10 protein-coding genes are annotated in these 9,466 nt (G+C 71.3%); 6 read left to right on the forward strand and 4 right to left on the reverse strand.

All coding sequences use genetic code 11. The features are described 5' to 3' along the window. Together nadA and I59_RS07735 are read right to left on the reverse strand one after the other, a co-directional pair. Window positions 1-918 (reverse strand): quinolinate synthase NadA (nadA, locus tag I59_RS07730; protein ID WP_022903369.1); only part of this gene is annotated, 918 nt, incomplete at its 3' end. 8 nt (window positions 919-926) lie between these two features. Next, on the reverse strand, window positions 927-1,634 hold the full coding sequence (locus tag I59_RS07735; protein ID WP_022903370.1) for an NUDIX domain-containing protein: 708 nt from the start codon (window positions 1,632-1,634) through the stop codon (window positions 927-929). A gap of 103 nt (window positions 1,635-1,737) precedes the next feature. On the opposite strand from I59_RS07735, the gene I59_RS07740 reads away from it, so the two are divergent. From I59_RS07740 to I59_RS07750, 3 genes are all read left to right on the forward strand, one after another. Further along, window positions 1,738-2,019, forward strand: a complete 282-nt coding sequence (locus I59_RS07740) for an acylphosphatase (protein WP_022903371.1) — start codon at window positions 1,738-1,740, stop codon at window positions 2,017-2,019. A 153-nt stretch (window positions 2,020-2,172) separates the two neighbouring features. Further along, window positions 2,173-3,648, forward strand: a complete 1,476-nt coding sequence (locus tag I59_RS07745) for an MDR family MFS transporter (RefSeq protein WP_022903372.1) — start codon at window positions 2,173-2,175, stop codon at window positions 3,646-3,648. Between the two features lie 118 nt (window positions 3,649-3,766). After that, window positions 3,767-5,014 (forward strand): D-arabinono-1,4-lactone oxidase, encoded by a 1,248-nt coding sequence (locus tag I59_RS07750; protein WP_022903373.1) that lies wholly within the window; start codon window positions 3,767-3,769, stop codon window positions 5,012-5,014. A gap of 81 nt (window positions 5,015-5,095) precedes the next feature. On the opposite strand, the gene I59_RS07755 is transcribed toward I59_RS07750, so the two are convergent. After that, window positions 5,096-5,593, reverse strand: a complete 498-nt coding sequence (locus I59_RS07755; RefSeq protein ID WP_022903374.1) for a 2'-5' RNA ligase family protein — start codon at window positions 5,591-5,593, stop codon at window positions 5,096-5,098. 160 nt (window positions 5,594-5,753) lie between these two features. On the opposite strand from I59_RS07755, the gene I59_RS07760 reads away from it, so the two are divergent. The 3 genes from I59_RS07760 to I59_RS07770 are packed head-to-tail and all read left to right on the forward strand — an operon-like array spanning window position 5,754 to window position 8,412. Next, window positions 5,754-6,704 (forward strand): MetQ/NlpA family ABC transporter substrate-binding protein, encoded by a 951-nt coding sequence (locus I59_RS07760; RefSeq protein WP_022903375.1) that lies wholly within the window; start codon window positions 5,754-5,756, stop codon window positions 6,702-6,704. Continuing rightward, window positions 6,704-7,744 (forward strand): methionine ABC transporter ATP-binding protein, encoded by a 1,041-nt coding sequence (locus I59_RS07765; RefSeq protein ID WP_022903376.1) that lies wholly within the window; start codon window positions 6,704-6,706, stop codon window positions 7,742-7,744. The genes I59_RS07760 and I59_RS07765 overlap by 1 nt, the downstream gene beginning before the upstream one ends. Then, window positions 7,741-8,412 (forward strand): methionine ABC transporter permease, encoded by a 672-nt coding sequence (locus I59_RS07770; protein WP_022903377.1) that lies wholly within the window; start codon window positions 7,741-7,743, stop codon window positions 8,410-8,412. The genes I59_RS07765 and I59_RS07770 overlap by 4 nt, the downstream gene beginning before the upstream one ends. 447 nt (window positions 8,413-8,859) lie before the next feature. On the opposite strand, the gene I59_RS07775 is transcribed toward I59_RS07770, so the two are convergent. Continuing rightward, window positions 8,860-9,466 (reverse strand): exonuclease (locus tag I59_RS07775; protein ID WP_022903378.1); only part of this gene is annotated, 607 nt, incomplete at its 5' end.

Here is a 9,466-nt window from a genome sequence, read left to right on the forward strand (position 1 = left end):
CGATGACCTGCACGCCGGGTGGTCGCGCCGGCCCTGCTCGATTTGGTCGACGGTGAACCGGCGGTGCACCGAGCAGAAGCCGTGCCAGAGGACGACTCGGGCGTCGAGCAGGGTCTGCTCGTCGTTGCCCCCGAGCGCCTTCCGCGGGTTCCACATCGGCATGAGGTCGGTGCTGATGCCCATCGCCTTGGCGGTGTTGCGGCCGAGGTGCTGGTCGGGGAAGAACAGGACCCGCTGCCCGCGCTCGAACGCCCACTCGAGGACGGTGGCGGCGTTCGAGCTCGTGCAGACGATGCCGCCGTGCCGACCGCAGAACGCCTTGAGGTCCGCCGCGGAGTTCATGTAGGTGACGGGGATGACCGGGACGCGGCCGTCGGCGTCCGGCTCCGTGCCGTAGACCTGCTCGAGCTCGGCCCAGGCCTGCTCGACGCTGTCGATGTCGGCCATGTCGGCCATCGAGCACCCCGCGGCGAGGTTCGGCAGGATGACCCGCTGGTCGTCCCGGGCGAGGATGTCGGCGGTCTCGGCCATGAAGTGCACACCGCAGAACACGATCGCCTCGGCGTCGGGCTTGGTCAGCGCGGCGTTGGCGAGCTGGAACGAGTCGCCGAGGAAGTCCGCGTGCCGGACGACCTCGTCGCGCTGGTAGAAGTGCCCGAGGACGACCACCCGGTCGCCGAGGGCGGCCTTCGCCCGCTCGATGCGATCGTGCAGCTCCTCGTCGCTCGCGGTCTTGTACTCGTCCGGGATGCCGCCCTGCCGCGGGGCACCGGTCGGGATGACGTCGGACATCGACGAACCCGGACCGTACCCGGGCCGGGAGTCGAAGGTCCAGGTCGGCATCGCGAGGTCCGGCGTGCACGTGGCGCCGTCGGCCTTGCCGTTGGAGATGCGTTCGATGGTGGTGGCGATGGACACGTCGGTTCCTATCGGTGCTTCGGTGTGGTGGCCGGCTGCAACGGACCGTTGTCCGCGTACGCCAGGTCGGGGTTCGAGCGGTAGAGCCGGGCGGGTCGGTGCCGCCCCCCGCTCGTGGTCTCGTCCGTCGGCAGGACCGCGTCGGTCTTCTCGACCTGCCGCCGGAAGTTCGCGGGGTCGAGCGCTCGCCCGAGCACCGCCTCGTAGACGCCGCGGAGCTCGGCGAGCGTGAACCGGTCGCCGAGGAACGCCTGCGCGATGCGGGAGTACGACATCTTGTTCCGCAGGCGCCAGAGGGCGTACGCCACGATGCGGTCGTGGTCGAACGCGAGCGGCGGGTGCTCGTCGGCGAGGAACCACCGGACGTTCCAGTCGTCGGGCACGACGTTCGCCTCGTCCGGGTGCACCAGGGCCCAGTACACGATGGACACCACCCGGTTCGGCGAGCGGTCCACGTCGCCGAACGCGTACAGCTGCTCGAGGTACCGCGGCTGCACGTTGGTGGTCTCGCGCAGGCGTGCGGCCGCCGAGTCCTCGAGGCCCTCGTCCGGCTGCACCCAGCCGCCCGGGAGCGCCCACGACCCCTCGAACGGTTCGGCGACGCGGCGCACGAGCGGCATCCACAGCGCCGGTGCGCCGGTGTCGGGGTGCGGGCGCAGCGCGACGATCACGGTGGACACCGCGACGCGGATGGGGGCTTCAGGAGATAGTGTCATTGTGACTCGAAGTGTTCGGGTTGTAATGACTCTATCACCGGGTTTCACGAGTCGGTAACACCGCCGAAAACTCGTCCGTTGAGCGCACGCCTACGGTGAGGGCATGACGACGGTGACGAGGATGCACGCGGTGGTTTCGGGCACGGTGCAGGGGGTCGGTTTCCGGTACTGGACGGCACGGAAGGCCGACGGGCTCGAGCTCGTCGGGTACGCCCGGAACCTGTTCGACGGGACGGTCGAGGTCGAGGCGGAGGGGCCGTCGCCGGCCGTCGACCGTCTCATGGAGCTGCTGCAGAGCGGACCCCCCTCCGCCGAGGTGACCGAGGTCGCGCTGCGCCCGGTCGTCCCGCACGGCGACACCGAGGGGTTCTCGATCCTCCACTGAACGCGGTGCACGGCGGAACGGCGGGGTCGCGTCCGAGCGGACCTGCCGCGTGTCGGGCGGAAGCGGAATAATCGAATCCGTTCAGGCGGTTGCCCTGTCTGCGCTCCGGCGCCCCCTCGTCCCGCACGTCGCGATCCTCACCAGGAGCCCCGCATGACCCAGGCCGTCGATTCCGCACCCCGGACCGGGAGCGTGACGCAGCCGTCGCCCGGCGAGACCCGACTCGTGATCGGACTCCTGCTCGTCTCGGCCTTCGTGGTCATCCTCAACGAGACGATCATGGGCGTGGCGCTGCCCCGGCTCATGGACGACCTCGGGATCAGCGCCGCCACCGGACAGTGGCTCACGACCGGCTTCCTGCTCACCATGGCCGTCGTGATCCCGGTCACCGGCTTCCTGCTGCAGCGCTTCGACACGCGTCCGGTGTTCGTGTGGGCGATGAGCCTGTTCTCCGCCGGGACCCTGATCGCACTCCTCGCGCCCGGGTTCTCGATGCTGCTCGTCGGACGCATCGTCCAGGCCAGCGGGACGGCGATCATGATGCCGCTCCTGATGACCACCGTGCTCACCCTGGTCGAGCCCGCGCACCGCGGTCGCGTCATGGGCAACATCTCGATCGTCATCTCCGTCGCACCGGCCGTCGGCCCGACGATCTCCGGGCTGATCCTCAACGCGTTCTCGTGGCGGTGGCTCTTCGGCTTCGTGCTGCCGATCGCGATCGCCGCGCTCGTCCTCGGCATGGTCAAGGTCCGGAACGTCTCGACGCCGCGGAAGGCCCCGATCGACGTCGTGTCGGTGGTCGTCTCCGCCGTCGCGTTCGGCGGCATCGTCTACGGCCTGTCGAGCATCGGCGAAGCGGGGTCGACCGGGCCGCTGGTGCCGGTCCTGTCGCTCGTGGTCGGGTTCGTGGCGCTCGCGCTCTTCGTGTTCCGCCAGACCCGTCTCCAGCGCACCGACTCCGCCCTGCTCGACCTGCGCACGTTCCGGACGCGCGGGTTCACGGTCCCGATCGTCGCGATGGTGATCAGCTTCATGGCGATGTTCGGCACGCTCATCCTGCTGCCGATCTACCTCGAGCGCGTCCTCGGGCTCGAGGTCCTGCAGGTCGGGCTCCTCCTGCTCCCCGGCGGCCTCATCATGGGCCTGCTCTCCCCGGTCGTCGGTCGCGTCTACGACCGCCGTGGCCCGCGGGTGCTCCTCGTCCCGGGGGCGATCATCGTCAGTGCCGTCCTCTGGGCGCTCTCGACCGTCGGTGTCGAGACCAGCGTGTGGTTCGTGCTCGGTGCACACGTCGTGCTGAGCATCGGACTCGCCCTGACCTTCACGCCGCTGTTCACCGCGGCGCTCGGCGGACTCCCGCCGACGCTGTACTCGCACGGCAGCGCGGTCCTCGGCACCGCCCAGCAGCTCGCCGGTGCTGCCGGCACCGCGCTCTTCGTGACGCTGCTGACGATCGGGGCGGCCGGCGCGGCGAGCTCGGGCGCGGACGACGTCGCGGCGGCCACCGCGGTGGGCGTCCGGACGGCGTTCCTCGTCGGGGCGGTCATCTCGCTGGTGGGCATCGCGACCGCCTCGATGGTCCGCCGCCCGGCGACCCCGGAAGGCGCGCCCGCTCCCGCGGTGCACTGAGCCCGGGCACGTCGGCGCGCCGCCGCGTCGCCGGGGCCCGCTGCGGCCGTCGTTCCCTCGGGGCAGGTCGGCACGCACCCCACCCCGGCTGTCGGCGGCGCGTGGCATCGTGGGCGCCATGCGGTCGACAGCGAGCGAGCTCAACTGGTCCGGCACGGTCACCTACACAGCCGAGCGCATCCTCCGCCCGACCTCCGTCGCCGAGGCCGCGGAGATCGTCGCCCGCTCCCCGCGGGTGCACGGCCTCGGCACCCGGCACTCCTTCAACGACGTCGCCGACTCCCCCGGCGTGCTGCTCGACCTCACCGACATCCCGACCGACCTCCAGGTCGACGCCGAGCGGCGGACCGCGACGATGGGCGCCGGCACGCGCTACGGCCTCGTCGCCCCGGACCTCGACCGCGCCGGGTTCGCCTTGCACAACACGGGGTCGCTCCCGCACATCTCGATCGGCGGCGCGATCGCCACCGGCACGCACGGCTCCGGCACGACCCTCGGATCGCTGAGCACCGCGGTCCGTTCCCTCGAGCTGATCGGTCCGGACGGGGGTCTCCGTACCGTCCACCGCGGCGACCCCGGCTTCGACGGCACCGTCCTGCACCTCGGCCTGTTCGGCATCGTCACCCGCGTGACCCTCGACGTCGAACCCTCGTACCGCATGCGGCAGGACACCTACGGTCCGGTCCCGTGGGACGTCTTCACCGCGAACGTGGCAGGCATCCACACCGCCGGCTACTCGGTCTGCTCGTACACGGTCTTCGGCGACGAGATCAGCGAGGTCCTGGTGAAGTCGCGCGTGCCCGACGGGGCGAACGACGTCACCGTCCCGGACGGCCTCCTCGGCGCCCCGAAGCGCCCGGGGACCCCCGGCGACGGCCACCACACGGCCCGCGACGGGTCGGTCGGCCCGTGGTGGGACCGCCTCCCGCACTTCCCCATCGAGTCGGTGCCGAGCGTCGGGTCCGAGGTGCAGAGCGAGCACTTCGTGCCCCTCCGGCACGCGGCGGCCGCGCTCGACGCCGTCCGCACGATGGCCGACCGGATCCACCCGCACCTGCACGTCTGCGAACTCCGCACGATGGCCGCGGACCCGTTCTGGCTGAGCCCGACCCAGGGCGAGGACGTCCTCTGCATCGCGTTCACCTGGCGGAAGCACCCCGCCGAGGTGGCAGCGCTGCTCCCGGACCTCGAGGCGCTGCTCGCCCCGTACGACGGGCGCCCGCACTGGGGGAAGATGAGTTCCCTGGACGGCGAGGCGATCGCCGGGCTGTACCCGCGCCTCCCGGCCGTCCGCGACCTCGTCCGCGCAGCGGACCCGGACCGGGTCTTCGGCTCCGCCTTCGCCGAGCGTGTGCTCGGAGTCTGACGACGGGCGTCGGATCGCGCGCAGCGTCGCCCGCGCGGTCGACGACCGGCCAGGAGGCCCGTCCCGTGTCCGCCCCGTCGCTCACCCGAGCGGCGTCACCGTCTTCGTGTCCCCGTCCCAGAACCGGACGCCGCCCACCTCGAGCACGTCGGGCAACGGCGCCCGGCGGAGCGCGGCGACCGCGCGCGGCAGGTCGACGTCGCGCACGCGGCGTGCGAGCGTGAGGTGCGGCGACCACGCTCCCGGCAGCGCGGTGTCGACCCCGCCGGGCGCGGCTCGGTGCACCGCGGCGTGGAACGCGGCGAGCGTCTGGTCCACCACCACGGCCCGGACGAGCACCGATCGCTCGGTCCCGGCCGGGAAGAGCAGCACGCCGCCGACCCGGAGCTCCGTCGGCACCGGTGCGTCGAACCCGGCCGGGACGGCGAGGTCCGGGCCGGCCGTCAGCGTCACGTGCGGAGCGTTCGACGCGGACACGTGCCGGCCGAGGCTCGGCAGGTCGTCGGCGATCAGCGCGTCCCACACCGCTCGCACGGCAGCGTCCGCCGCGGGGGTCAGGACGAGTTCGATGCTCCGCACGCGTCCGAGTGAACCGGACGGCGCTGTCACACGGCTGTAACACGGCGGAACGCAACTCGCGGCATCCACCGGTCACCGGTCACACTCGTCGGACGCCGCGGACCGCCGATGCTCCGTGTGCCGTCGAAGACCCCGCACAGCCCAGCCCACGAGGAGCACCATGTCCGCACCTGCACTGCCCCAGAAGCCGAAGGGCAAGCGTCCGATCGGCTGGATCGTCGCCGCGGCCGTCGTCGTCGTCGCGATCGTCGTCGCCGTGATCGTCGGTGCCGTCCGCTCCGGTGGGGACGGCGGCGCCGGGGCTGCCGGCGACAGCGCGGCGAAGACCGTGAGGATCGGTGTCGCCGACAAGGCGCTGCCGTACTGGAAGACGTACACGAAGCTCGCGAAGGACAAGCTGAACGTCACCGTGCAGCTGGTCAACTTCTCCGACTACTCGCTGCCGAACCCGGCGTTGAAGGACCAGCAGGTCGACATCAACCAGTTCCAGCACATCCAGTACCTCGCGGACTACAACGTGACCTCGAAGGACGACATCCAGCCGATCGGCTCGACCGCCGTCTACCCGCTGCCCCTGTACGCGACGAAGTACGACAGCGCCTCGGCCCTGCCGGCGAACGCGAAGGTCGCGATCCCGAACGATGCGATCAACCAGGCGCGTGCGCTCCTCGTGCTGCAGGACGCGAAGCTCCTGACGCTGCAGGACGGTGGCACCGCGTTCTCGACGACCGCGGACATCGAGACCCACAAGGTCGACGTGCAGACGCTCGACGCCTCGCAGACCGCGAACGCACTCCAGCAGGGCTCCGTCGCGGCCGCCGTCGTGAACAACAACTTCGCGACCGCCGCCGGCTTGCCGGTGAAGGACGTCATCTCGAAGGACGACCCGTCGAGCGCCAGCGCTGCTCCGTACGTCAACGTGTTCGCCGTCCGTGACGCCGACAAGGACAACTCGACCTACCTGGCGCTCGCCCAGCTGTTCCAGGACAGCTCCGTGCAGCAGGCGTTCAAGGAGGACTACCCGCAGGCCGTCGCGCGCAACGTGAGCGCGGCCGACCTGCAGAGCGAGCTCGCGACCGTCGAGCAGGACGCGAAGGCGGCCAAGCAGTAGTGCCCGCGCTCGTCGAACTCCGCGGCGTCTCGAAGCACTACCGCCGCGCCGACACCGGCGAGTCCGTCACCGCGGTCGACGACGTCGACCTGGACGTGCACCAGGGCGAGGTCCTCGGGGTGATCGGGTACTCCGGTGCCGGCAAGTCGACGCTCGTCCGGCTCGTCAACGCCCTGGAGCTCCCGAGCTCCGGGTCGGTGACGGTCGCCGGACAGGAGCTGACGGCGATCCCCGAGCGGGATCGCCGTCAGGCGCGTCGGCGGATCGGGATGATCTTCCAGCAGTTCAACCTGTTCCGCTCCCGGACGATCGCGGGCAACGTCGCGTACCCGCTCAAGGTCGCCGGCGTCGCGAAGCCGGAACGCGACCGCCGGGTGGCGGAGCTGCTCGACTTCGTCGGGTTGCTCGACCGTGCGTACGCCTACCCCGAACAGCTCTCCGGCGGGCAGAAGCAGCGCGTCGGCATCGCCCGGGCGCTCGCGTCGAACCCCGAGCTGCTCCTCGCCGACGAGGCCACCAGTGCCCTCGACCCGGACACCACGTCGGAGGTGCTCGGCCTGCTCCGCCGGGTGAACCGGGAGCTCGGCGTCACCATCATCGTCATCACGCACGAGATGGACGCCGTGCGGCAGATCGCCGACCGCGTCGCCGTCATGGAGCACGGCCGCGTGGTCGAGGTCGGCGACGTGTACGACGTGTTCTCGGCGCCGAAGACCCCGGCGGCCCAGCGCTTCGTCCGGACCGCTCTGCACGACCGGCCCTCGGCCGAGCAACTCGCACGGCTCCGCACGCACCATCCGGGACGGCTGGTCACGGTGCAGATCTCGGACGAGGTCGGCCTGCAGAACCGCATCGACGCGGCCTGGCGGTCGCACGGTGTCACGGCCGAGCTCGTGTTCGGCGGCGTCGGTGAGATCCGCGAGCGCCGCATCGGTTCGCTCACCTACGAGCTGACGAGCGACGATCCGTCCGCCGTCGACGAGGCCGTCGCCGCGCTCCGTGCGACCGGTACCACCGTGGACGAGGAGGCGGCAGCGTGAACAACACCTTCCAGAGCGTGATCGACTCGTTCGACGTCCTCGTGGGGGCGGTGCGCGACACGATCGTCATGTCGATCATCTCGCTCGTCATCGCGGGCGTCATCGGTCTGGCGCTCGGCCTCGCGTTGTACGCGACGCGGCCCGGCAACCTGCTCGGCAGCCGGACGGCGTACACGATCCTCAACGTGGTCGTGAACCTCGTCCGACCGATCCCGTTCGTGATCTTCCTCGCCGCGATCGCCCCGCTGTCCCGCGTCGTCGTCCAGACCACGATCGGGGTGCCGGCCGTGACGTTCGCCATCTCGCTCGCGGCGTCGTTCGCGGTGTCCCGGATCGTCGAGCAGAACCTGCTCGCGGTGGACCCGGGCGTCGTCGAGGCGGCTCGGGCCTCGGGCGCGCACCCGCTGTCGATCCTGCTGACCGTGCTCATCCCGGAGGGCCTCGGCCCGCTCATCCTCGGCTACACGTTCATCTACATCGGCATCGTCGACATGACGGCGCAGGGGGCGCTCGTCGGCGGGGGCGGCCTCGGCGAGTACGCGATCCAGTACGGGTCGCAGCGCTACGACTGGTGGGTCGTCTACGTGTCGGTGGCGCTGATCGTCGTCATCGTCCAGCTCGGCCAGTTCCTCGGGAACCGCCTGGCCCGCGCGACGCTGCGACGCTGACGCAGCGCGGGTCGCGGACGCGACCACGTCACGGACGGGAGGCACGGTGCTGGTGGCGCACCGTGCCTCCCGTCCATCGTGTGGTCACGACGCCCCGCTCACGCTCCCCGCGCGGTCACGAAGCGTCGCCACCGACGCAGGATGACGACACTTCGTGACCACACGCCACCCGACAGACGGGGAGTCCCGACCAGCGCCGGCGGAGGCCGCGGGCGCGGCGACGATCGGCACCGCGCGGAGCGCGCGCACGGCGCGGTCGGGACGGGAGGCACGGTGCGGGTCGGCACCGTGCCTCCCGTCCGTCGTGTGGTCACGACGCCCCGCTCACGCTCCCCGAACGGTCACGAGACGTCACTCCAGCCGCCCGGAACTGACGATTCGTGACCACCCGCCGCACGACAGACGACACGTCGCGACCGGCGGCGGAGGCGTCCGGCGACGGAGGCGTCAGGCGACGGAGGCGTTGACCGTCGGGTAGCCCGCCGTGTCACCCGGGTGCTCGTAGTGCGCCCGGACGAGGATCGGCCGGTGGTCGGACACGCCGGCCGGCAGCGTCTCCACGCCCGCGATGTGCAGGCCGACACTCGTGGCGAAGTCGAAGTGTCCGGTGAACTTGCGGTAGCGCAGGTACGTCGGCTGGTCGGAGAGCGACAGGGCGAAGCCGTGCTCCTCGATCTTGCGGCGGAGGTTCGTCTGGAACCACGGGTAGTTGAAGTCGCCGACCATGATCGCGGGGGCCTCGCTCGAGAGATCGCGGACGAACTGGTGCGCCGCCTCGATCTGCTTCCGGCGAAGCGAGTTCGTGGCCGTCAGCGGCGACGCGTGGAAGGACGCCACGATGACCTCGGTGTCGGCCTCCCGGTCGCGGAGGTGCATGGCGATGAGCCGCTCGTGGGCGGGTGCGAGGACCCGGTCGTGCAGCGACTTCTGCAGCGAGTGGATGCTGAAGTCCTGCAGGTCGAAGCGGTCGTCGCGCTTGTAGATCGCGAGGCCGAGCCGGTTCGCCTTGGTCGACGCCGCGAGCGTGAGGCCGCCGACGGACCGGGCGAGGTCG

Source organism: Curtobacterium sp. B8 (genome assembly GCF_000333315.1).
GTDB classification, from domain to species: domain Bacteria; phylum Actinomycetota; class Actinomycetes; order Actinomycetales; family Microbacteriaceae; genus Curtobacterium; species Curtobacterium luteum.

What these genes read in the sequence shown, in the direction of transcription:
- I59_RS07760 (WP_022903375.1), top strand. Translation starts at nt 5,754, where the DNA reads ATGTCCGCACCTGCACTGCCCCAGAAGCCGAAGGGCAAGCGTCCGATC.
- I59_RS07735 (WP_022903370.1), bottom strand. Translation starts at nt 1,634, where the DNA reads ATGACACTATCTCCTGAAGCCCCCATCCGCGTCGCGGTGTCCACCGTG.
- I59_RS07745 (WP_022903372.1), top strand. Translation starts at nt 2,173, where the DNA reads ATGACCCAGGCCGTCGATTCCGCACCCCGGACCGGGAGCGTGACGCAG.
- I59_RS07740 (WP_022903371.1), top strand. Translation starts at nt 1,738, where the DNA reads ATGACGACGGTGACGAGGATGCACGCGGTGGTTTCGGGCACGGTGCAG.
- I59_RS07750 (WP_022903373.1), top strand. Translation starts at nt 3,767, where the DNA reads ATGCGGTCGACAGCGAGCGAGCTCAACTGGTCCGGCACGGTCACCTAC.